This window comes from Elusimicrobiota bacterium (genome assembly GCA_026388095.1).
Taxonomy (GTDB): Bacteria; Elusimicrobiota; Elusimicrobia; order UBA1565; family UBA9628; genus UBA9628.
Genome location: JAPLKL010000067.1, coordinates 16,320 through 38,578, shown reverse-complemented (window position 1 = coordinate 38,578; position 22,259 = coordinate 16,320). Strand labels below are relative to the sequence as shown.

Below are 22,259 nucleotides of genomic sequence, written 5' to 3'. Positions count from 1 at the left end.
ACATGAGACACGAGAAAGAGAACCTCTCCGGCTATCTGGACGGGGCCGCGGCGGACGCCGAGCGCGGCCGCATCGAGGCGCACCTGAAGGACTGCGCCGAGTGCCGCGCCGAGCTCGAGGACCTGCGCAAGGCCTGCGGCATGGTCAAAGGCCTGCCCCAGAAGCCCTTGCCCGCGGGATTCCTGCAGCGCCTGGAGAATCGGCGCAGGCAGGAGACCCGGACCGAGGGCTGGGCCTCTTTGCTGGCGCCGCGCAACGCGGCCTGGGCGGCCTGCGCCTTCGCCGTCATCTTCGTGACCTACAAGACCTTGAACCTCCAGACCCCGCCGCGCATGGCCGAGCCGCTGCAAGGGATGGTCTCCGGCGCGGCCTCCGATTTAAAATCCGTGGCGGCACCGCCGCCGGCTGGGCCGGCAGGCCCGGTCACGGTCAGCGACCTGGTGGCCCTGTCCAAGGAGCAGAGACGCGCCGAAGGCATCGCGGCCCTGCGCGGCGCAGACGCGGGAGCCGCAGGCATCTCGGCGGCCGGACTCTCCGCCCCGGCGGCCCCGAAGGGCTTCGGCGGCAGAGCCCTCGATGAAGCCCCCGCAGCCAAGCCCGCCTACTCCAACGAAGCCCTGCAGAAGCACCTCGAGGCCGAACGCGCCCGCATGGGCATCCAGCGCATCCTCACCCCGAATTCCGTGGTGCGCGCCCTGCGGGGCGCGGCGCGCGACCTCGCGCCCGCGGCAGGGCCGAGCTTCGTAGCTGAGTCCGTCCCCGCCCCGCTCGTCGGCCAGACCAGCACGCTCCTGGCCCAGCCGCAGGGCCCGGGCCGCAGCGCGGCCGAGGGCGCCTTGGTGCCGCCGGAGGACTTCAGCGGCGGCCGGGCCCCGGCCAAGCTGAAGAAGGAGGGCGTGCCCCTGCCCGCGGCCGCTCCCCTGGAGACCGGCCGGGCCGTCTACTCCATGGAGGAGTCGGTCTTGCTCTGACGCGAGCAAGGTCTGCCCGGCTCCGCCCCGCGCGTGGATTTCTCCAAAGAGATGCTGGTGGTGCTCTTCGGCCAGGCCCGCATCGAATCCGTGGTCCCAGGCGCCGACCGCATCGTGGTCAGCTTCCGGCCGCTGGGCTCAGCGCCGCGGCCGGAGCAGCGCTGGCGCGTCATCCCGCGCAGCGAGCTGCCCGTGGTCTTCCAGCCGGCGCCATAACTCCAAGCCGTCGCCCGCGCCCAGCCGCGCGAATCTTCCGGTCTTGGCCAGGCCGGCGGCGAATTCCGCCGAAAGCCGATGGTCCAGGAGCACATACTCCGCGGACGGCTCCTGGAAGGGCCGGGCCGCGTCGAACTGGGACAGTTGGCCGCGCAGGGCCAGATGCGGCAGCAGGTCCTCCCGGCCCCGGCCGCGGCTGCCGTCCACGGCCACGGAGGCATGGTCCGGGACCTGCCGGACCAGGGCCGCCGCCTCCAGGATATCGCCCCATTTGAAAGGCCCCGTATAGAAGGGCTGGAAGGCGAGCGCCGCTCCGTAAAGGAAAAGGAAGCCCGAGGCCAGCCGGCCCTTCCTGGACCAAAGCCTCTCCTCGCAGACGGCCAGACCCTTGAGCGCGGCGTAAAAGAGGAAGGGCACGGTCAGCGCCGAGTACTGCGAGACCAGACAGTACTGCGAACGGTAGTCGGAGAGCAGATGGTGCAGACAGGCCCCCAGCGCCGGCACCAAGGCCGCAGGCGCGGCCAGGGGCAGGAAGCCCACGCTGGCCAGCAAGGCCGCCGAAGTCAGCAGCACCCGGGGCCGCAGCAGCCGCAGGGGCACCACCCAGGGATGCCAGGCGATGTTGCGGATCATCTCGGCCGTGCTGGCCCCCAGGCTCGCGTAGCGGTCCTGGTGCAAGGAGACCCGGCTGCCCGCGAAATGCGGGATGACCCACAGAGCGATGACGGCGAAAGCCGCGCTTGAAACAGCGGCCAGGACCCAGCCAGCCTTCTTGCCCCGGAACAGCGCCGCGTAGAGCCCGAAGCCGGCCAGGGCCAGCGGGACATCCTCCTTGAGACCCAGGCAGAGCAAGGCCGTGAATCCGGCCAGCCAGGGCCGGCCCTGCTCCCAGAAGAGGAGAGCCCATAGCGCGGCCGGGATGAAGAGCGCCTCGGGATGGAAATCGAACTCGCTGACCAGGTGCAGATAGGGATTGAGCATGAAGAGGACCGCCGCGGCCAGGACCAAGGCGTGGTGCCGGCAATGCCGCCGCGCCAGTGCGGCCAGAGGGACCACGGCCAAAGCCAAGGCCAGGCTTTGGATGAGGAGCAGGACCGCGGCGCTGGGCCAGACCTTCAAGGCCAGAGCGCAGAGGGCCAGCACCGGCTCGAAATGGTCCCCCAGAAAGTTCGTGCCCGTCATGGAGTCGAAGAAAGGGCGGCCGTGCAAGGTGTTCCAACAAATGTTGGCGTCCTGGCCGAGATCGCCGTAGTGGGACTGGAAGGAGGCGTACTGGCAGAGCTTGAGGCTGGCCAGCCACAAGAAGAAGAGCGCGGCCAGGCGCCAAGCCGAGCGCTCCGGGTCCAGCGCTTCGAGGCCCTGCGCCGTCTCCTCGGCCGCGCCCACCCCCGCGGGCGACAGCGCCAGCGCGGCCGCCAGCAGCATGAGCAGCGCTCCGGCCGGGATGCTGAAGGCCCGCCAAGGCAGGCCGGTCCAAGGCATGAGCACGGCCAGGAGCCACAGCCCCCCCGCCGCCCAAGACGCCCTCCTCATCGGCTGAGATTATAGCCCTTTCCCGCCGCGCCGTAACAACGGCGACACCACGAAACGCGGCCGGCCTGCTATCCTCTCAGGGCGATGACTCCAGCCGAGGCCGCGCGCGCCGACTTGGCGCGCCGAATGGTGCAGGTCGAGAAGATGGCCGCTTTGGGCCGCATGGCGGCCGGCATCGTCCATGAGGTCAACAACCCGCTCAGCGCCATCATGGGCCTGACCGAAGTCCTCCTGCGCCGGCCCGACACCCCTCCGGACCATATGGCCACCTTGCTCAAGATCCACGCCGAGGTCGACCGCATCCAGAAGATCATGACGGGGATGCTGGGCTTCTCGCGCGGCGCGGCGCCGGCTTTGGGCCCGGTGGAGCTGCGCCAAGTCGCCGAGGAGACCCTCGCTTTGGCCGCCCCGGAGCTCAAGCGCCGCCGCGTGCAAGCGGCCATAGAGGCCGCGCCGGGCCTGCCCTCGGCGCTGGGAGACGCCCACGCGCTCAAGCAGGTGCTGTTCAACCTCGTGCTCAACGCCGCGCAGGCCATCGACGGCCGCGGCGGCAAGATCTGGCTGCGCCTGGAGGAGGCCGGCGGGCGCCTGCAGGTGGAGATGGCCGACGACGGGCCGGGGGTGCCTCCCGAGGTGGCGGACCGCATCTTCGAGCCCTTCTTCACCACCAAGCCCGAGGGCCAGGGCACCGGGCTGGGCCTGTTCACCTCGGCCGAGATCGTGCGCCTCCACGGCGGCCGGCTCTGGGTCGAGCCGCGGCCGGGCGGCGGCGCGGTGTTCGGCTTCGACCTGCCGCGGGCCTAGTCTTTACGAAGAGAAGGCTGTCTATCGGCCGAAGGCTCCCCAGCACTTCAGCGCGCCGTCGAACAGCCCGCGCGCGGCCTGAGTCGCCTGACCGATCTTATCGCCGACCGCCGCCTTGACCTGTGCGGAGGTCTCCTTGACCTTCGCCGCGACCTCCGCGACCTTGGCCGTCACCGGGGCCGCGAACTCCTGCGCCGCGGTCTTGACCTGCGCCGCGACCTCCGTCACCTTGGTCGTCGCCGAGGCGACGAGCTCCTGCGCCTTCTCTTTCACCCGCGCGGCGGTCTCCACGACCTGGCGCTTGGCGCTCGCGTAAAGCTCCCCGGCCTTGCCGCCGACCTTCTCGGCCAGGGCCTTGGCTGGTTCCACGACGTGTTCCTTGACAGCCTGGGAGGCCCGCGCGTAGGTCTCCACCACCTGCTCCTTGGCGCTCGCGTAAAGCTCCCCGGCCTTGTCGCCGACCTTCTCGGCCAAGGCCACAGTGGGTTCCACGACGTATTCCTTGACCGCCTGGGCCGCGCCGGCCGCGAGCTCCTTCGCGCCGTCCACGACCGCGCCCGCGCGGTCTTTCACGCCCGCCCAGAAGCCAGGCCCCGCCTCCGCGACCTCCGGAGCGGCCGGAGCTCGGGACGGATCGTCCAGCGCCACCGCGGGGACGGCCGCGGCGGTCAGGCTCGCATCGGCCCGGGCTTTGTCGTCCGGCGACGGCGCCGGGGCCGCGACCGCCGGCTTGTCGTCGCCCGCGAGCTTGGAGAGCTCGTCGGCGGCCGGCGTGTTGTCGAACACCCGCCCCGCGTCCTGCTTGGCCTTCTCATCCGCGGCGACGGCGCCGGAGGCCGGCGCGGCGGGCAGGATGCTCTTCGCGACGGCCTGGGCGGGGCCCTGCTGAGCCGGCCCGATCGGGCTCGAAGCGGCCGGCGGGCTCGCGGCGGCCCCGGTCTTGGCCGGAGCGTCCTTGCCTTCAGGCTTGCAGGCTCCGAACAAAAGGACCGCTGCGAGGGCGCACGCTGGACGATCGAGTTTCATGAGTCACCTCCGACAATAGGAGCGTGACCCCGGATGGCCCAAAGGACCAGGGACCTTTGGCCGCGCCGCGATTAGGCCTAAGGACCCACCGATCGGTGACGGACCGTCCAAGCTCGACTCAGAGCTCGATCTCGAGCCCGTCGTAGGCCAGGTCCACGGCCAAGTCCGACGTCTCGGCGTAGAGCTTCACGTATTGGCGCGTGTCGGCGAGCAGTCGGTCCAGAGCCTCGTCGTTGGACCGGGGCTCCCGGTGGAACAGGACGAGGCGCTTGGCTCGGGCTTGGACCGCGAGCTCCACCCCCAGCACGTTGCTCGAATGCCCCCAGTCCTTTTTCGAGAGTTCCGCCTCGGCCAGGGAGTATTGGGCGTCGAAGACGAGGAGGTCGGCCGCGGAGAAGAATTCCACGAAGCGCGACTCCTGGACGTCGTCGGCCTTGTGCTCGGAGTCCGTGGAATAGACCGCCTTTCGGCCTGCGGCCGTGAACGCATAGCCGAAGGAGCCCCCGGGGTGGGCCTGCGCGAAGGCGCGGACCCGGAAGCCGCCGAGCTCGTAGTCTTGCCCCGGGGAAAGGACCGTGAAACGCAAAGTCGCGGGCAGGGAGGGGAAGGGGACCGGGAAATAGGGCGCGGCCTGCTGCCCGGAGACGGCCGCCGCGATATCCGCATGGCAGCCGTAGATATGGACGGTGTTCCCGGGGACATAGGCCGGCAGGAAGAAGGGGAGCCCCTGGATGTGGTCCCAGTGGATGTGCGAGAGGAAGATGTGGAAGACTTTCCGCGCGCCGCCGTCTTTCCGGGATAGCAGGCGGACGCCCAGGTCGCGGATCCCGGTCCCCGCGTCGCAGATGACGCGATCCGCGCCGTGGGAGATCTCGACGCATGAGGTGTTCCCGCCGTAGGTGGCGCGCATCGCGAACGGCAGCGAGTCCACGAAGCCTTCGAGATCGGCGAGGCCGTCGAAACGCCGCCCCCGGGCCGCGTTCAGCGCGCCCAGGACCTTCCCGCGTATCGCGGAGGCATCCGTCGGGGCGGGGATGGAGCCGCAGGTCCCCCAGAACCGGATCTTCATGGTCTACCGGCCCCGAGGGGGACGGCAATCGGTATAGTACAATACACGGAGCTAGGAAAAACGCCAATGTGGGGAGATCTGGAGCTGATTCACGTGGGTCTGAGCAGCGACTCGGAGTCCGGCAACAAGGTCTCCCTCCGGGGCGAGATACGGAACAAGACCTCCAGGCATATCTCGACCGTCCATCTCCGCGTGATCGTCCGCAGCAACGGGATCGTCGTGGCGAGCAAGCTCTTTTCGGTCCAAGGCCTGCCCGCCGGCGCGAGCAAGATCTTCAGCCAGGACCTTGACGGCTTGGAGCCCCGCCTGCTGAAGCTCTCCACGACCAAGTTCGATTGCAGCGTCGAGAGCTCTTTCTGACTGACTGCCGGCCAGACCGTCCCCTAGAGCACGCGCGGCGCCAGGGGCCCAGGCCTACGGAGATGGGGACGGCAAGGAAGGCTGGCAGTCCTTCTGGTCGGCGGTCGGGATGACCTGCCACTGCTCGCGCGGCTTCACATTGTCGGGGGGATCCACCGAGTAGATCCCCGCCCAGGGATCGATGTTGACGACCACGGGAAGGGCGGACGGGTCCTTGGGCTTGAGGCGCACCCACCAATGGCCGTTGTTGTATATCTGCGTCTTGATCCGGCCCTTCAGAGTCTCGGCTTCCGCGTCGGAAGCGGGCTTCCATCCCTCCTTGTTCCGGATCTCGACCTGCCACGGGCTGGCGGGGCCGCCGACGCCCCACTTCTTGAGGTCCGCCACCACCTCCTCGGACTGCGGGTAGCAGCGGATCCTATCCGTGAACGTGCTCAGGGTGTTGTTCAAGATGCCGTTGGCCTCTCCGGAGCCCGCGCTCCTCAGGCCCTGTCGGTTGAGGCGGCAGACGCTGTCCTGGGCGATGGCGAGCACGCGCATGACCTCGCGGTTGACGGAGGGATTCGCCCCGGCCTGGGTGAGCGGCGGAGGGTCGGCGGCGTTGTGCTTGATCGAAGCGGGGACCTCAGCGGAAGGAAGATAGGCCGAAGCCGGGACTCCCTTGGCGCCGTTGCCCGCGCTGCCCTGCACGGCTGCGGACGGAGCTCCGACGGCGCCCGGATCGCCGGTCTTCCCGAAGACGCTTCCGTCCACGCCCGCGAGCCGCTTCTGGACCCGCTCGTTGCGCTCGTAGGCGGCGCGCTGAGCCGCCTGGGAGCGCGCGAAGCCCGCACGCCGATAGTCGCGCTCCTGCGTCCAGAAGGCGCCGGCGGACTTGTTCGGCGAGCAGCCCTTGAGCGACTTGTACATCTCCGCCACCGTGGGGCGCACCGCTTCATCCAGGACGACGGTGGCGGTCACCTCGTCGATCTCCCTGCCCATCGCGGCGCAGTCGGCCGCGGGCTGCGGGGACTGGATCGCGGCGATGCGCGGCATGAGTCCGGCGAAGCGCGCCGCGCCGTACGGGGCCAGTTCCGGCATAGGAGGCTCGGCTTCGAGCGCCTGCTGGACCGGAGTCCCGCTCTCGTAGGCTGCGGCCAGGACGCTGGTCCGGGTGTGCGGCAGGTAGGCCGTTGCCTCGGCGTGACTCGAGGAAACGGCCGCCAGCAACAAGAAGGCGAGAGGGGTCGCCATATCTTAAGGGTAGCCCCAGCACCTTGGATTGTCAAGGCAAGTCGTAGCGCGACTTCACCCACCTCTTGTGAGATGTTTGGGGTTCATTGCGAGCCTTCGTTTTTGAAAAAATTCTGCTTAGTTAGTAATCATAATTCACATCGCGCGCGCGATGTGAATTACTTCACAAAATCCAGCAGAAATTTTCAGAAAGTGTAGGGAATACCGCATGCCCAGGCATACTTCTCGGGGTTGGCGCGGCGTTCGCCGCGCCAACCCCGGCGTCGCCCGTTCCTTGTCGGCGCGAAATCATAAAGGCTAGTGGTCAGCCCCTCTTGGGCGCCTGCGGCGGGCGGATTCCGGCGCTGTGCGCTGGAACCTTCTGCAACGGCAACGAAGAAAGTGAGTGAAGTCGAGAAGTCGCAGGAGACGCGTTTCGCGCCTTGGACTAGCGGCCCTACCCCGCGGCGGGGCAAACAGCTACAATAGGCCGCCATGCCCGCTAACGCCTGCCCGGTCTGCCTGGGCGCCCGGATACGACTGGCCTGCCCGGCCGTGCTCTGCCTGGACCGCGTCAAGGACGTCTACGACTGCCCGGACTGCGGCGCCGCCTTCTACCACCCCACGCCCTCGGCCGAGGAGATCTCCCGCTGCTACCCGCCGGTCTATTTCGGGACCTTCTTCAAGCAATACTGACGAGACTACTATAAGGGCCGGGCCATCGGCCTGCGCCTCTCGCAGTGGCGCACCAGCGGCGATTTCCTGGACACCGGCTGCGCCTTGGGCACCATGCTGGCCGGACTGCGCGACCATTCGGGCTGGCGGGTGCGCGGCCTGGAGTTCTCGGCTGCGGCCGCGGAACTGGGCCGGCGGCTCAACGGCCTGGAGATCGCCAGCTGCCCGCTCTCCGAGTCCCCCTATCCGCCGGAGAGCTTCGACTACATCCTCCTCAACAACGTGCTCGAGCACGAGCCCGCCCCCCGCGCGGCCGTGGCCAGCGTGGCGCGCATGCTCCGGCCCGGCGGCCGACTGGAGCTCATCGTGCCCAACGGCCCGGTGGACCTCATGCCCAATAGGACTTTGAGCCGACGATGGGGCCGCCCGGTGCACACCCGCCATGGCGGACACCTGTTCTTCTTCTCGCGCCGCTCTTTGCTGGGCCTGCTCGGCTCCTTAGGCCTGCGCGTGGTCTCGCTGCGCTGCTTCCACCTCAAGCTCGGCATGAAGGCGCGGGGCTGGCTGCCCAGAGCCTACAAGAATTTCAAGAGGGACACCTGGGCCGAGGCGGCCGCGGCCAAGGTCGAGGAGCTCTCTTTGGAGCAGGGACGGGCCCTGATCCCGCCCCAGCCCAGTTGGCCGCGCTATCTCTGGGGAGACCGCCTCAAGCACTTCTGGCGTTTTGCCGACACCGAGTTCGGCTACGACTTCGAGGTCATGGCCGAGAAGCCCTGAGCCCTTCCTGAAGGATGTCGTCGAAGGGGTCCAGGACGTTGGCCCAGCCCACGGAACCGCCGGCGCCGAGGATCTCCATCTGCTGGGTCTTGAGCTCGCGCAGCCTCTCCTCCCGGCTCGCGCCTTCCTTCACCGGGAGCAGCCAGCCGCCGTCCACCAGATAGGCTCGCGGCTCCGGGTCCGCGGCGGTCCGCCCGATCATGATGTTGGCGGTGCGCAGGTCTCCCACCTTCAGGCCGCGGTCGGCCATGCGCTCGAGCATGCGCATGACGAGCTCGTAATCCTTCTGAGTGAAGCGGAGCTCATCGATGAGCTCCAAGACCGTGCTCCCGTAGACCCGTTGCTTGACCACGGCCGGGCGCGGCGGAGCGCGGGCCTCCAGTCCGAAGAGGCGCCAGAGCCAGCGGCGCAGGCGGCTGGGCCGGCCGGGGATGTCGTAGACCCCCAGGACCGCGGGGCCGACGCCGGCCTGGGCGAGCTTCATGCCGACCTGGCTGTCCTGCCGGGCCGACTGCCGGGCGATGTCGCCGGATAGACTGGTCATCAGCTTGACCACGGCGCCCGGGTCGCGAGGATGCACGTAGACCCGGCCGAAAGAGCCTTCGCCCAGGACCTCCAACTCCCGGCCGTCCTGATAGAGCTTGCCCCAGCGGCGCCGGACGTCCCCCAGCCCGAGGTCGGCCTGGTCGAAGACCGCGGCGGCCGACGCCGCGGCCGCCTCGGCAGGCGCGGCCTTTAGCGCTTGGCCCGAGAAAACGCCGGTCTGCTTCAGGACCGCCAGCGGCGATGCCGCCGGGACAACGGCCGGGGCCATGGGAAGCGCGGGCGCCAGCAGCGGCGGGACGCCCGGCTGCAAGGACCCGAGGCTCAGAGAGATCGGCGCCAGCGGCGTGCCGGCCCGGACCGCCACGGCCAGGGGGCCGGCGAAGCGCGTCGGCGCCACGGCCGGCGGCAGGGCCACGCGCGCGCCCCAGCCGGAGCCGGGCAGCATGGCCAGAAGCAGAGCCAGGAGCCGGGACAGAGACTTCCCTCTCATACCGTCATTATGGCCCCGGAGCGTCAGGGCGGCCAGAAGCCAAGGTCCCACGTCGGGGCGGCAAGAGGCCTAGGCGGAAGGGGGCCCCTGGTGCAGGCCGCGGACGCGCGGACCCTGACTCTCACTGACAAATCCTGACTCCCCGAGATGGAAGACTGTCCACCCCTCGGCTAAACTGACCTTGGAGGCGCCCATGAGTCCAATATATCAGGCTGATGCCGCCCGCAAGGACCCGCCGCTCTGGCCCGCTCTGCTGCAGATTCTTCCGCAGCCCTTGCGGCGCATGCCCCGCCCGGTCGCCGTGGCGCTGGTCGCGGCGCTGGTGACGGCCGTGTTCTTCGTCGAGTACTTGTCCGGCCCGCACGTCAGCGCGCCGATCCTGTCCTTCGTGCCCATCACCGTGGCGGTGCTGTGCCTCGGCGGGGCCTGGAACGTGATTGCGCCGGCCCTGTCGGCCGGAGGCTGGCTGTGGGCGGAGTTCCTGGCCGGGCAGATCTATCCTCATATGGGGATGGGGATCTGGAACGCGCTGATCCGCTTCGGCCTCTTCATGGCGTACGTCACCCTGCTCATGATGGCCCAGCGCTACATGCAGGAGCGGGAGGCGCCAAGGAGACGGTGCGGATCTCGTCTTTGAACGGCGGCCTCAGGCCGCTTCTTCGGGCGTTTCGGGGAGCTTGCGCCCGGCGTTGACCCAGTAGACTCCGGTCAGGATCAGCGCCCCCCCCAGCACGGAGGTGGCCGCGATGCCTTCTCCCAGCATGAGCCGGCCCGCGGCCAGCGCGGCCAGGGGCTCCAGATAAAGGAAAGCCGCCGAGGCCGAAGGGCCGATCTTCTCGACGCCGGCGTTCCAGAAGAGATAGCCGAGCCCTGAGGACAGCAGCCCAAGGTAGGCCAGGCAGGCCCAGCCCTTGGCGCTGACGTGCCAGAGCTCATGCGCCTGCCCGCCCGCCAGAGCCGCGGCGGCCATGAACGCGAAGCCCGCGACCATGCTCATGACGGTGACGTCCCGCTGGGACCGGGACTTGAGCCAGCGGTCCATCATGATGACATAGAGGGCCCAATTGAAGCAGCTGAGCATGACCAGGAAGTCCCCCCGCCCGGTGGGGATGAGCCCGGCGCCGGCCACGAGCTGGCGGGAGAGGATGACGAGGAGCGTGCCGGCCGCGCCCAGGCCGAAACCGGACCACCTTTGCAGGCCCATGCGCTCTCCGAAGAAGAGGGCCATGGCCAGCGCCACGGCTATGGGAGTGGCGGCCAGGATCCAGCCGGCATGGTTGGCGCTGGTGTGGCGCAGGGCGAAGGCCTGGATCGTCTGCTGCCCGACCACTCCCGAGGCACTGATGGCCGCCAGCTGCAGCCACTCCTTGGGCGCCAGGCCCCGGAAGAGCCTCGGAGTCCGGGCCACGACGAGCATGAAGAGGCTGCCCAGGCCGCAGCGCGCCAGGACCAAAGCCAGGGGCGAGACCTCGGCCAGAGCCCTCTTGGTGAAGGAAAAGGAGGCGCCCCAGATGAGCACGGCCAGCAGGACTTTCAGGCGCGTCGGGTCGGCCATGTTTTTCCCTTAATGATGTATGATACCCAATATGTCCAAGGACAAGGCGGCCGCCTCCCCCGCCGCACCGCTGCCCGTCGGAGCCCGCGTGCGCGACGGCCTCAGCGTCGGCTCGCTGGAGCAGTCCTTCCTCGAGCGCCGGATATTCCTCCTGGCCAAGGACGAGTACACGGCCACCCCCAACGACAATTTCATGACCGCGGCCTACGCCATCCGCGACCGCATGATGGAGCGCTGGATCAAGACCCAGCAGCGCTACCACAAGCAGAACGTCAAGCGCGTCTATTACCTCTCCATGGAGTTCCTCATCGGCCGCCTGCTGATGCACGCCATCCTCAACCTGGGCGTGGAGAAGGAGATCAAGAAGGCCCTGCAAGCCTACGGCCTCAAGCTCGAGGAGCTCTGCGAGGAGGAGGCCGACGCCGGCCTGGGCAACGGCGGTCTGGGCCGCCTGGCCGCCTGCTATATGGACTCCATGGCCACTTTGGGCGTGCCCGCCATCGGCTACGGCATCATGTTCAACTACGGCATCTTCCAGCAGAAGATCATCAACGGCTGCCAGATCGAAGCCCCGGACAACTGGCTGCACCTGGGCACGCCCTGGGCCATCGAACGCCCCGAATACACCATCCGGGTCCGCTTCTACGGCCGCACCCAGCAGCACTGGACCGGCGACGGACGCATGACCACGATGTGGCTCGACACCGAGGACGTGCTGGCCATGCCCTGCGACATCCCCGTGCCGGGCTTCCAGAACGACGTGGTCAACACCCTGCGCCTGTGGTCGGCCAAGGGCACCCAGGACTTCGACCTCGAATACTTCACCCGCGGCGACTACATCAAGGCCTACGACCGCAAGATCGCCTCCGAGAACATCTCCAAAGTCCTGTATCCCAACGACAAGACCTCGGCCGGCCTGGAGTTGCGCCTCAAGCAGGAGTACTTCTTCGCCGCGGCCTCCCTGGCCGACATCGTGCGCCGCTTCAACGCGCACAACGAGGACTTCCAGGACTTCCCGAAGAAGGTCGCCATCCAGCTCAACGACACCCACCCCGCCATCGCGGTGGCCGAGCTCATGCGCATCCTGCTCGACGAGGAGTGCCTGCAGTGGGAGCAGGCCTGGGGCATCACCCAGAAGACCTTCGCCTACACCAACCACACCCTCATGCCCGAGGCCCTGGAGACCTGGGCCGCGCCGCTCATGGGCAACCTCCTGCCGCGGCACCTCGAGATCATCTACGAGGTCAACGCGCGCTTCCTGCGCGAGGTCGCCGGCCGCTGGCCGGGCGACGCGGACCGCCTGCGCCGCATGTCCTTGATCGAGGAAAGCGAGCCCAAGAAGGTGCGCATGGCCTACCTCTGCGTGCTGGCCAGCCACTCGGTCAACGGCGTCTCGGCGCTGCACTCGGAACTGCTCAAGCAGACCCTGTTCCGCGACTTCTACGAGATGTTCCCGGGCCGGTTCAACAACAAGACCAACGGGGTCAGCCCCCGGCGCTGGCTGCTGGAGTCCAACCCGCGGCTCGCCGGGCTCGTCACCGAGGCCGTGGGCGATTCCTGGGCCACCGACCTATCGCGCCTGCGCGAGCTGCGCTCCCGCGCCGACGACCGCGGCTTCCAGGAGAGCTGGCGCCGCGTCAAGCTCGCCAACAAGGCCGATCTCGCGGCCTTCATCCGCAAGACTGCGAGCGTGACCGTGGACCCGGAATCCCTCTTCGACGTGCAGGTCAAGCGCATCCACGAGTACAAGCGCCAGACCCTCTTCGCCCTCTTCCTCATCCACCGCTACCTGCTCATCAAGGCCAACCCGGGCGCCGACTTCGTGCCGCGCACGGCTCTGATCGGAGGGAAGGCCGCGCCCGGCTACTGGATGGCCAAGCACATCATCCAGTTCATCAACAGCGTGGCCGGAGTCATCAACGCGGACCGCGCGGTCTCGGACAAGCTCAAGGTGGTGTTCCTGGAGGACTACCGGGTGAGCCTGGCCCAGCGCATCATCCCGGCCGCCGACCTCTCCGAGCAGATCTCCACGGCCGGCACCGAGGCTTCGGGCACGGGCAACATGAAGTTCATGATGAACGGGGCCCTGACCATCGGGACCTTGGACGGAGCCAACATCGAGATCGCCGAGGAGGTCGGGGAGGACGACATCTTCATCTTCGGCCTCAAAGCCCACGAGGCGGCGGCGCTCAAGGCCTCGGGCTACCGGCCGGAGCAGTGGCTCGACCGCGTGCCGGGCCTGCGCGAGGCCATCGAGCTGGTCGCCAACGACCACTTCTCGCAGGGGGAGGCGGGGCTGTTCCGGCCGCTGGTGGACTACCTGCTCAAGGACGACCCCTACCTGGTGCTGGCCGACTTCGGCGACTACCTGCGCGCCCAGCAGGACGCGGAGCGGCGCTACCTCGACCGCCGGGCCTGGACCCGCTCCTCTATCATCAACGTGGCCCAGTCCGGCCGCTTCTCCAGCGACCGCAGCATCACGGACTACGCGCGCGACATCTGGCGCGCGCCCTGCCGCGGGCTGGCCAAGCGCTGAGTTGCAGGAGAAATAGCCCCTCTCTGATCCGCCGACGGTCCGCCCGGATCGCCAGTCTCTTCTGTCTGGCCTCGCCCCTACCGGTCGCCGGCCCAGTGCGGGATTCTACCCGGCGTCCCGCGTATAACTCCGCATAGCCGGGACCCCGCGAAGAGAGTATCATCCCAGCATGCAGGTGTCCCGAGGCTGAGACCCCGCGCTGACCACAGCCTCAGGGACGCCCGCCCTGGCCGCGCTCCGCGGGCCAGGACCAGGAGGATGCCATGAAAGGACCGCAAGCCGAGCACCCCATGTACGCCCCGGACCAGACCGTCGCCGAGATCGTCACCGCCGACTACAGGAGCGCCAAGGTCTTCGCTGAGCACGGGATCGATTTCTGCTGCGGAGGCCAGGCCACCCTGGCGAAGGCCTGCGCGGAAAAAGGCGCCGACCTTGCCGCGATGACGGCGGAGCTCGATGCGGCGACGAGCGCGCGGGGCGAACGGAGCTTGGATTATGCGGCCTGGCAGGTGACGCTCCTGGCCGACTACATCGTCCAGACCCACCATGCCTATCTCAAGGAGAATACCGGGAGGATCGTCGCCTCCGCCAAGAAGATCGCGTCCGTCCATGGCGCCCCCCATCCCGAGGCGATCGCGATCGCCAGCCTCTTCGAGACGACGACAGCCCGTTTGACGGCCCATATGAAGGAGGAAGAGGAGATCGGCTTCCCGGCCATGAAGCGAGCCGATGCGGCTCGGCAGTCAGGCTCCTCGCCGCAGGCGCAGGACGTCCGAACGATCGAGCGCTGCGTAAAGGAATTCATCCGCGAACACGAAGAGATCGGCGGCGCGATGCACGAGATCCGCCGTCTCGCCAAGGACTATGCCATCCCTGGCGATGTATGCAACGCCTTCATGGTCGTTTATCGGGATATCGAGGAGTTCGAGGGCGACCTCCATAAGCATGTGCACCTGGAGAACAACATCCTCTTCCCGAAAGCCGCAAGACTGCGGGGGGGGACGCCTCTCTAGGCAGCGGCCGGCCTAGGAGGACCGGCTCTTGATGCTCGCCAGCCGGTCGTTCTCAAAGCTCAGGCGCAGCCTCTCGCCCGCGCCCGCCCCCTCGGTGTTGATGCCTGCGCTCGTCCCCATCGAGGTCCTCCCGCCTCCGAACATGCCGAAGGGCGACACACTGACTAAAGAGTCCCTTTTCCCTCCAGGGCATTGGTGACGGTGTCCCGCAACAAGCTGAACTTGATAGGTTTTTCGAGGAAGGCGACCACTCCCTGCTCCGGAGAAAATAACTCGCGCATGTTGCTCTTTGCGGTCATGACGATGACGGGGACTCTGCGGAACCGGCTGTCATCCCGCAGTTTCTGATGCAGGGTGTAGCCGTCGCAGCCCGGCATCATCACATCCATCAGGATGAGGTCGGGGACCGCTTCCTGCGGATCCTGTAGGCGCTTGAGCAGCTCGGAACCGTCGTGGAACAGCACCAGCTCATGTCCCATCGGACGCAGGATCCCGCCGAGTATGCTGAGACAAGTGGGGTCGTCGTCGACGATCCAGAGTCTCGCCATGGCAGGTCCTATTATATGAATTGCCGGGCCCCGCCTTGCGGCCTGGAAAGCGGCGGCCGAATGCCCACAGCGCCTCAAAAGCCGCCGCAATTGAAGGTTGCGGCCGGTCAGGCCGCAACCCCGACGCGACCATTCCTTGATGTCCTGGAACAGCAAGGACCACGACCAGCGCATCGTCCGCCTGGAGACCTCCCGCGGCCGCCGCGCGCTAGCAGGCTGCTGATAAACCCTCCTGCGGAAAGGACTATGTCCGGACACAGTCCTTTCGGTAGCGGGCAACAGTCCATCCCCGAACTGGCCCAGACAGGCGCAGCCTGTCTGGGCCAGTCTCGCCGAAGGCGCCATCCTTCGTGCAGCCTATCGGATGGGTTCTGCCGCCCCGCTTCGCGGGTCGGTTGCGCCCGGCAGACGGCCGCCGGGCGCTCGCAGAACGGACTTTATCAGCAGCCTGCTAGTTCGCCTCGATCGGGGCGGGCAGCGGGGCCTGGGACCTCTTGCGGTGCTGCGCCATCACGCTGTGGTGGCGGCCGTAGAGGAAGTAGACCACGAAGCCCAGCAGCAGCCACACGATGAGCCGCAGCCAGTTCTCCGCGGGCAGGGAGAACATGAGCAGCAAGCACAGGAGGATGCCCAGGATGGGGACGAGCGGCACCATGGGGCAGAGGAAGGGCCGCTTGGCGTGCGGCTCGATCCGGCGCATGATGAGCACGGCCGCGCAGACGATGACGAAAGCGAAGAGCGTGCCGATGTTGACCAACTCGGCCAGCACGCGCAGGGGCACCAAGGCGGCCAGGATGCCCACCAGGATGCCGGTCAGGATGGTGGACTTGTAGGGCGTGCGGAACTTCGTGTGCACGGCGCCGAATATGCTCGCCGGGACCAGCCCGTCGCGCGCCATGGCCAGGAAGATGCGCGGCTGGCTGAGCATGAGCACCAGCAGCACCGAGGTGATGCCGGCCAAAGCCCCCACGTCGATGATGAACTGGGCCCAGGGCAGGCCGACCTGGCGGAAGGCGTCGGCCACCGGCGCGTGGATGTCGAGATGGTTGTAGGGCACCATGCCGGTCAGGACCGCGGAGACCGCGATGTAGAGCACGGTGCACAGGAGCAGGGAGACGATGATGCCGACGGGGACGTCGCGCTGCGGGTTCTTGGCCTCTTCCGAATGCGTGGAGACCGAGTCGAAGCCGATATAGGCGAAGAAGATCATGGCCGCGCCGGCCAGCATGCCCAGCGGCTCACCCCCGTTTCCGGTCTGCCCCACCAAAGTGTGCCCGAAGAAGCTCACCCCGGTCAGCCCAAAGGGAGCGAAAGGGATCCAGTTGGAGGGATGGATGTAGAAGGCGCCCACGATGATGACGAAGAACACCACCGCGACCTTGATGCCCACCATCGCGGTGTTGAAGGAGGCGCTCTCCTTGATGCCCACGATCAAGATGCAGGTGATGATGCCGGCGATGACGATGGCCGGCACGTCCAGGACCGAGCCCGTGGCCACCAGCCGCCCCAGCTCCGGACTGAAGTCGAAAGGCGAGATGGATATGGACTGGGGGATGCTCAGCCCGAATATCCCGATGAAATTCTGGAAGTAGTGCGACCAGCCGTGGGCCACGGTGGCGGCGGCTACGGTGTATTCCAGGACCAGGTCCCAGCCGATGATCCAGGCGAAGAGCTCGCCCAAGGTGGCGTAGGCGTAGGTGTAGGCCGAGCCGGCCACGGGCGCCATGGCCGCGAACTCCGCGTAGCACAAAGCCGAGAAGATGCAGGCCAGGCCCGCCACCACGAAGGAGAGGATGAGCGCCGGGCCCGCCTTGTCGTGCGCGGCCACGCCGGTCAAGACGAAGATGCCGGTGCCGATGATGCAGCCGACCCCGAGGGCGGTCAACTGCACCGGGCCCAGGACGCGGCGCAGGCGATGCTCGCCTTCCATCTCCTGCAGGAGCAGGCTCAGAGGCTTGCGGGCGAAAAGGTGTTTCATATGGAGGGTTCCTTGCTGCGGCTGGGTTTTGGGGAAAGTTCCCGCCAAATCCTACAAAAAAACGATGCGGCAATCAGGTAGAATCTAGCCTTGCAGACGAAGATCGCCTTGATCCGCTGCCCCTGCGTCACGCTGCCGTTCCCGCCGGACCTCGCCGTCGGCTACCTCCGGGCCGTGATCGCGCGCGCGGGCTACGACGTCAAGGTCCTGGACTACAATTGGACGCTGTACGGCCGCGTGGACGAAGCGACCCGCGACGCCTGGCACTGGTACGGCGCCGACACGAGCCAGTACGTCCGGATGTCGGCGGAGGTCTTCCAGCGCTTCATGCCGGAGATCGTGGCGGAGATCGACGGCCTGATCGCCTCCGGCTACCGGGTCTTCGGCCTCAGCGTCTGGGAGATGAACCGGGACAACAGCATCGCCCTCGCGCGCATCATCAAAGGCCGCGATCCCCGGTGCGTCGTCATCTTCGGAGGACCGGACTGCATGCCCCGCTGGCACGGCGACCGGCTGGCCCAAGAGCCCGCCGTCGACGCGGTCGTCTACGGCGAGGGCGAGCTCACCGTGCTCGAGCTGCTGGGGTCCTACGAGGCCGGGGGCCGGCTGGCGCCCTGCGCCGGGGCCTACGTCCGCCAGGGCGCGGACATGGTCCAAGGCCCCCCGCGCCCCGTCGTCCACCCGGACCGGCTGCCGTTCCCGGATTTCTCCGATTACGACCTCAGCCTGGTGGACAAGCAGCTGCCCATCGCGTTCAACCGCGGCTGCGCCTGGCGCTGCGCCTTCTGCAGCGTGCCGGGCTACATCCCCGAGTTCCGGTCGCGCTCGGCGGAGGGCATCTGCGCGGAGCTGGAGCACCAGGTCGGCCGCTACGGGATCAGCTCCTTCTTCGAGTCCAGCCCGACCGCGAACTCCGACATGAAGGAACTGCTCAAGCTTTGCGACCTCATCATCGGCCGGAAGCTCGCCATCGAGTGGGAAGGCTTCGCGGTGTTCCATCCGCTCATGGACGAGGCCGCCATCGAGAAGCTCAGCCGGACCGGCTGCTATTGCCTCAACTTCGGGCTCGAGAGCGGCTCCCAGCGCGTGCTCGACGCGATGGGCAAGAGGTTCAAGCTCGCGCACGCGGAGGCGGTCCTCCGCGACATGAAGCGCCACGGCATCGACGCCGCGGTCTGCGTCATGGTCGGCTTCCCCGGGGAGACGGAGGCCGACTTCCAGGCCACCATCGACTTCATCAAGCGCAACGCCGGGTATATCTCGACGATCGGGTCGGTCTCGGTCATGGGGCCGCAGACCTACTCGCCCATATCGGAGCGGTTCGACGCCTGGGGCATCATCCCCGACAACGAGCCGCCCGGCGCCTGGCACTTGCGGGATTTCTCCAACACCCACGCGATCCGCCAGGACCGCCGCCGGCGCATGATCGAGGCCCTCGCTCCGCTGGGCCTGGTCCGCGAGAAGCGGCCCTCCGAGGAGTCGGACCGGCAGGAGAAGCTCCTGCGCGAGAAGAACATCCCGAAGCCCGGGTGATCAGACCCTGACCGCGGCCGTGATGCGGCCGTCCGAAGTCCCCCGGCCCGGCAGGCTGCAGGTCACCACGATGGATTCGCCCGGCCGCGCCAGCCTCAGACGGCGCGCGGCGCGGCGGGACTCGGCGAGTATGCCCTCCAGGCGCCGGCCCAGGCCCGGGACCACGTAGGCCCGCACGCCCCAGAGCAGGGTGAGCTGGCTTTCGGGGCCGGGAGCGCACAGGGCCACGATGGGGCAGCGGGGCTTGAGGTGCGAGACGCAGCGCGCCGTGTCGCCGGTGAAGGTCGGGACCACGATGGCTTTGGCGCGGACGCCCTCGGCCAAGGTCACGGCGGAGGCGGCGATGGCGCGGGCGCTGGGCGAGGCGAAGGGATAGTCGCAGCAGACCTGGGGCTCAAGATGCGCCTCCGCCTCGCGGGCCACCGCGGCCAGAGCCGCGACGGCCTCGCGGGGGAACTTGCCCACCGAAGTCTCGCCCGAGAGCATCACCGCGTCGGCGCCGTCGAGGACCGCGTTGGCGATGTCGGTCATCTCCGCGCGGGTGGGCCGGGGGCTGGAGATCATGGATTCCAGCATCTGGGTCGCCACGATCACGGGCCGGCCTTGTCTTCGGCACTCGGCGACGATCTCCTTCTGGGCGAAGGGCACCTGGGAGAAGGGGAGCTCGACTCCGAGGTCGCCGCGCGCGACCATGACGGCGTCCGACTCCCGGACTATGTCCGGGAGTCGGTCCATGGCCTCGGCGCGCTCGATCTTGGCGATGAGCCGGGGCTTGCGGCGGGCTCCGGCCAGGGCGCGGCGCACGGCGCGCAGGTCCTCCGGCCCGGAGACGAATGAGACCGCCACGAAATCGACGCCCTGCGCCAGGCCGAAACGGAGATAACGGCGGTCGGCGGCCGTGAAGGCCGCGATGGAGAGCCCGGCGTGCGGGAGGTTCACCCCGCAGTGCGAGCGCAGGACCGCGTGGGAGAGGGAGCGGCACAGGGCGGCTCCGTCTTCGACCTTAAGGACCTTGAGGTGGGACATGCCGTCGGCCAGCCAGACGTCGTTTCCCGGCTTGAGGGCGCGCAGGAGGCGTTGGTCCGGGAAGGGGAGGTGCTTGAGGCCTGGCTGGGGCCGCGGGGAGAGGAGGACTTGCTCGCCGGCGTGGAGTTCGAGGGTGTCGCCGGGGAGCTTGCCGGCGCGCAGCTTCGGTCCGGGGAGGTCCTGGAGTATCCCGATGGCGCGGCCGGCGCGCTGGGAGCAGTCGCGCACGAGCTTGATGAAGCCGCGGTGCTGTTCGAGGTCCCCATGAGAGAAATTGAGCCGGGCGATATCCATGCCGGCCGAGATGAGGGATAGGAGGGTCTTCCGCTTGGATGTGGCGGGGCCCAAAGTGCAGATGATGCTGGTCTTGTTCCACATGGGAGATTGCTCCGTTTGCGCCGCTATCATACAATACCCGGAGCCGGGATGACCGCCCATGCAGAACATCATCATCGACAAGCCGTACAAGTTCGTCCCTCCGAACCACAATCCGCTCTGGCCCAAAGTCTTCCAGCCGATCCTGCGGCCGCTACTGCGGCGCCAGCACGGTTTGGAGAAGATTACTTTCGAGGGGCTGGAGCATCTGCGCGCGTCGCTTGACGCGGGGCACGGGGTCCTGCTGGCGCCCAACCACTGCCGGCCGTGCGACCCGATGGTCATGGGGCTGCTCAACGGCGAGCTGGGGCGCAAGCTGTTCATCATGGCGAGCTGGCATCTGTTCATGCAGGGGCGCGTCATGGCGTGGCTGCTGCCGCGGCTGGGAGCGTTCAGCGTGTACCGCGAGGGGCTGGACTCCGCCTCGCTCAAGGAGGCGATCGCGATCCTGCGCGACGCGCGCGGGCCGCTGATCGTCTTCCCGGAAGGCCTCGTCTCGCGCGCCAACGAGCAGCTCCAGCGCCTCAACGACGGGGTGGCCTTCATGGCGCGCTCGGCGGCGCGCCAGGGGGAGAAGAGCGGGCGCCGGATCGTGATCCATCCGGTCGCGCTGCGCTACGACTACGGCGGCGACCTGCTCAAGACCGCCGATGAGATGTTGAGCGGCATCGAGGCGCGGCTGACCTGGTCGAGGAAGGCGAACGCCTCTTTGCGCGAGCGGATCATCGCGGTGGGAGAAGCGCTCCTGGCGCTCAAGGAGCTGGAGTATCTGAAGGCTCCGCAGCCGGGCGCCTTGGAAGAACGGCAGGCCCGGCTCATAGACGCGATCCTGGCTCCCCTGGAAGCCGAGTGGACAGTAGCCAAGAAGGACGCGGATGTGCCCAACCGGGTGCGGGCCTTGCGCTCGGCCATCCTGCCGGAGATGGCCGAGGGCTCCATAGACGAAGCGGAGCGGGCCCGGCGGTGGGGTCAACTCGCCGACCTTTACCTGGCCCAGCAGCTTTGCCTGTATCCTCCCGATTATGTGGCGCGGCGGCCGACCGCGGAGAGGATCATCGAGACTCTGGAGCGTTTCGAGGAGGACCTGACCGACGCCTGCGCCGTCCACGGTCCGCTTTCGGTGCGGGTGCGCGTGGGGCCCGCGATCGAGGTGCCGGCTGAGAAGGGCGGCTCTCCTGACCCGCTGACCGGGTCTTTGCGCGAGGCTTTGGAGGGGATGCTCTCCGACCTGGGCCGCGGCGCGGCCATCCCCGCGGGCACGGGGTGGTCTTCATGACGGTCCCGCTGGCCGCTCTGCGCGGGGTGTCGATGGTCGGGGCTTTGGGATTGTGGTTCTGGACCCAGCGGCTGATCGGGAGGCGCTCCGGCGCGCCGGGCGCGGTCGGAGACCAAGTGCATGTCTGGACCGAGTCCTGGAACGCGGCGCTGGCTCGGAACCCGAAAGCGGCGGATGCTTTGCTCATCGCGAGTTCTTTGGGCATAGACCTGCTTGGGGCAACGACCATCCTTTACTCGATCTTCGGGCCGAGCGTTCGGCCGTTGATCGCTCTCCTGATAATCTTCTCCTTGCGCCAGTTGTGCCAGGCCACGACTTCCCTGCCGCCGCCCAAAGGGATGATCTGGCGCGACCCGGGAGTCCCGTCCTTCTTGGTGACCTACGGGGTGTCCAACGACCTGTTCTTCTCAGGGCATACGGCCATCGCGGTCTTGGGCGCTCTGGTCCTGCACTCTCTGGGTTATGTCTGGCTCGATGGCGTCGTTCTGCTCGTGGCGGCTTTCGAGATAGCCGCGGTCTTGGTCCTGCGCGCGCACTACACGCTGGATGTGTTCACGGGCGCGGTGGTGGCGCTGTGGGTGTGGTCGGCCAGCCAGCCGGCGGCGCTATGGGTGGACGGGGCGTTTTCCCGCCTGATCAAGGGCTGAGGCGGACACGAGTCCCCTCTTCCATCGGCAGCCAAACGAATGACGAAGATGTACCTGTTGTTCAATGGCCCTTACCACTGGCTCCACCGGGTG

21 protein-coding genes are annotated in these 22,259 nt (G+C 68.0%); 12 read left to right on the top strand and 9 right to left on the bottom strand.

Going from position 1 to position 22,259, the window contains the following annotated elements:
* Positions 1 to 2 precede the first annotated feature (2 nt).
* Both NTY77_16695 and NTY77_16690 read left to right on the top strand, forming a co-directional pair.
* Positions 3 to 971, top strand: a complete 969-nt coding sequence (locus NTY77_16695; protein MCX5797131.1) for an anti-sigma factor — start codon at positions 3 to 5, stop codon at positions 969 to 971.
* Positions 972 to 1,004: 33 nt separating this feature from the next.
* Positions 1,005 to 1,187, top strand: a complete 183-nt coding sequence (locus NTY77_16690; GenBank protein ID MCX5797130.1) for a hypothetical protein — start codon at positions 1,005 to 1,007, stop codon at positions 1,185 to 1,187.
* On the opposite strand, the gene NTY77_16685 is transcribed toward NTY77_16690, so the two are convergent.
* Entirely contained in the window at positions 1,110 to 2,720 is a 1,611-nt protein-coding gene (locus tag NTY77_16685; GenBank protein MCX5797129.1) for a DUF2079 domain-containing protein, read from the bottom strand. The two genes, NTY77_16690 and NTY77_16685, sit on opposite strands and share 78 nt — an antisense overlap.
* An 84-nt stretch (positions 2,721 to 2,804) precedes the next feature.
* On the opposite strand from NTY77_16685, the gene NTY77_16680 reads away from it, so the two are divergent.
* The gene (locus tag NTY77_16680) at positions 2,805 to 3,524 is read left to right on the top strand and encodes an ATP-binding protein (protein MCX5797128.1); all 720 of its coding nucleotides are present in this window, start codon (positions 2,805 to 2,807) and stop codon (positions 3,522 to 3,524) included.
* Between the two features lie 21 nt (positions 3,525 to 3,545).
* On the opposite strand, the gene NTY77_16675 is transcribed toward NTY77_16680, so the two are convergent.
* Positions 3,546 to 4,550, bottom strand: a complete 1,005-nt coding sequence (locus NTY77_16675) for a hypothetical protein (protein ID MCX5797127.1) — start codon at positions 4,548 to 4,550, stop codon at positions 3,546 to 3,548.
* A gap of 118 nt (positions 4,551 to 4,668) precedes the next feature.
* Positions 4,669 to 5,619, bottom strand: coding sequence for an MBL fold metallo-hydrolase (locus tag NTY77_16670; GenBank protein ID MCX5797126.1), 951 nt, complete (start codon positions 5,617 to 5,619; stop codon positions 4,669 to 4,671).
* Positions 5,620 to 5,685: 66 nt separating this feature from the next.
* Here NTY77_16670 and NTY77_16665 point away from each other — a divergent pair, with 66 nt between their 5' ends.
* A complete protein-coding gene (locus NTY77_16665; protein MCX5797125.1) occupies positions 5,686 to 5,979 on the top strand; it encodes an FxLYD domain-containing protein in 294 nt (97 codons plus the stop codon).
* A gap of 54 nt (positions 5,980 to 6,033) precedes the next feature.
* Here NTY77_16665 and NTY77_16660 read toward each other — a convergent pair whose 3' ends face one another.
* A complete protein-coding gene (locus NTY77_16660; GenBank protein ID MCX5797124.1) occupies positions 6,034 to 7,212 on the bottom strand; it encodes a hypothetical protein in 1,179 nt (392 codons plus the stop codon).
* 474 nt (positions 7,213 to 7,686) lie between these two features.
* Between NTY77_16660 and NTY77_16655 the strand changes: the two genes are divergently transcribed.
* Both NTY77_16655 and NTY77_16650 read left to right on the top strand, forming a co-directional pair.
* Positions 7,687 to 7,887: a hypothetical protein gene (locus NTY77_16655; GenBank protein ID MCX5797123.1), complete on the top strand. Its 201-nt coding sequence runs from the start codon at positions 7,687 to 7,689 to the stop codon at positions 7,885 to 7,887.
* Positions 7,888 to 7,917: 30 nt separating this feature from the next.
* The gene (locus NTY77_16650; GenBank protein MCX5797122.1) at positions 7,918 to 8,643 is read left to right on the top strand and encodes a class I SAM-dependent methyltransferase; all 726 of its coding nucleotides are present in this window, start codon (positions 7,918 to 7,920) and stop codon (positions 8,641 to 8,643) included.
* On the opposite strand, the gene NTY77_16645 is transcribed toward NTY77_16650, so the two are convergent.
* Complete coding sequence (locus NTY77_16645; protein MCX5797121.1) at positions 8,624 to 9,679, bottom strand: hypothetical protein; 1,056 nt, start codon at positions 9,677 to 9,679, stop codon at positions 8,624 to 8,626. The genes NTY77_16650 and NTY77_16645 overlap by 20 nt on opposite strands.
* Positions 9,680 to 9,872: 193 nt before the next feature.
* Here NTY77_16645 and NTY77_16640 point away from each other — a divergent pair, with 193 nt between their 5' ends.
* The gene (locus NTY77_16640; GenBank protein MCX5797120.1) at positions 9,873 to 10,316 is read left to right on the top strand and encodes a hypothetical protein; all 444 of its coding nucleotides are present in this window, start codon (positions 9,873 to 9,875) and stop codon (positions 10,314 to 10,316) included.
* A gap of 9 nt (positions 10,317 to 10,325) precedes the next feature.
* On the opposite strand, the gene NTY77_16635 is transcribed toward NTY77_16640, so the two are convergent.
* Entirely contained in the window at positions 10,326 to 11,234 is a 909-nt protein-coding gene (locus NTY77_16635; protein MCX5797119.1) for a DMT family transporter, read from the bottom strand.
* Positions 11,235 to 11,265: 31 nt separating this feature from the next.
* Here NTY77_16635 and NTY77_16630 point away from each other — a divergent pair, with 31 nt between their 5' ends.
* Both NTY77_16630 and ric read left to right on the top strand, forming a co-directional pair.
* On the top strand, positions 11,266 to 13,770 hold the full coding sequence (locus NTY77_16630) for a glycogen/starch/alpha-glucan phosphorylase (protein ID MCX5797118.1): 2,505 nt from the start codon (positions 11,266 to 11,268) through the stop codon (positions 13,768 to 13,770).
* A 263-nt stretch (positions 13,771 to 14,033) separates the two neighbouring features.
* Positions 14,034 to 14,783 (top strand): iron-sulfur cluster repair di-iron protein, encoded by a 750-nt coding sequence (gene ric / locus NTY77_16625; protein ID MCX5797117.1) that lies wholly within the window; start codon positions 14,034 to 14,036, stop codon positions 14,781 to 14,783.
* 164 nt (positions 14,784 to 14,947) lie between these two features.
* On the opposite strand, the gene NTY77_16620 is transcribed toward ric, so the two are convergent.
* Positions 14,948 to 15,331: a response regulator gene (locus tag NTY77_16620; protein ID MCX5797116.1), complete on the bottom strand. Its 384-nt coding sequence runs from the start codon at positions 15,329 to 15,331 to the stop codon at positions 14,948 to 14,950.
* A 451-nt stretch (positions 15,332 to 15,782) separates the two neighbouring features.
* A complete protein-coding gene (locus NTY77_16615) occupies positions 15,783 to 17,309 on the bottom strand; it encodes an amino acid permease (protein MCX5797115.1) in 1,527 nt (508 codons plus the stop codon).
* Positions 17,310 to 17,399: 90 nt separating this feature from the next.
* Here NTY77_16615 and NTY77_16610 point away from each other — a divergent pair, with 90 nt between their 5' ends.
* A complete protein-coding gene (locus NTY77_16610; GenBank protein MCX5797114.1) occupies positions 17,400 to 18,842 on the top strand; it encodes a radical SAM protein in 1,443 nt (480 codons plus the stop codon).
* Here the strand turns inward: NTY77_16610 and pyk are convergent, their stop codons facing one another.
* A complete protein-coding gene (gene pyk, locus NTY77_16605) occupies positions 18,843 to 20,246 on the bottom strand; it encodes a pyruvate kinase (GenBank protein ID MCX5797113.1) in 1,404 nt (467 codons plus the stop codon).
* 58 nt (positions 20,247 to 20,304) lie between these two features.
* Here pyk and NTY77_16600 point away from each other — a divergent pair, with 58 nt between their 5' ends.
* Together NTY77_16600 and NTY77_16595 are read left to right on the top strand one after the other, a co-directional pair.
* A complete protein-coding gene (locus NTY77_16600; protein MCX5797112.1) occupies positions 20,305 to 21,519 on the top strand; it encodes a lysophospholipid acyltransferase family protein in 1,215 nt (404 codons plus the stop codon).
* Complete coding sequence (locus NTY77_16595; GenBank protein ID MCX5797111.1) at positions 21,516 to 22,166, top strand: phosphatase PAP2-related protein; 651 nt, start codon at positions 21,516 to 21,518, stop codon at positions 22,164 to 22,166. Before NTY77_16600 ends, NTY77_16595 begins: the two co-directional genes overlap by 4 nt.
* Positions 22,167 to 22,259: the final 93 nt, after the last annotated feature.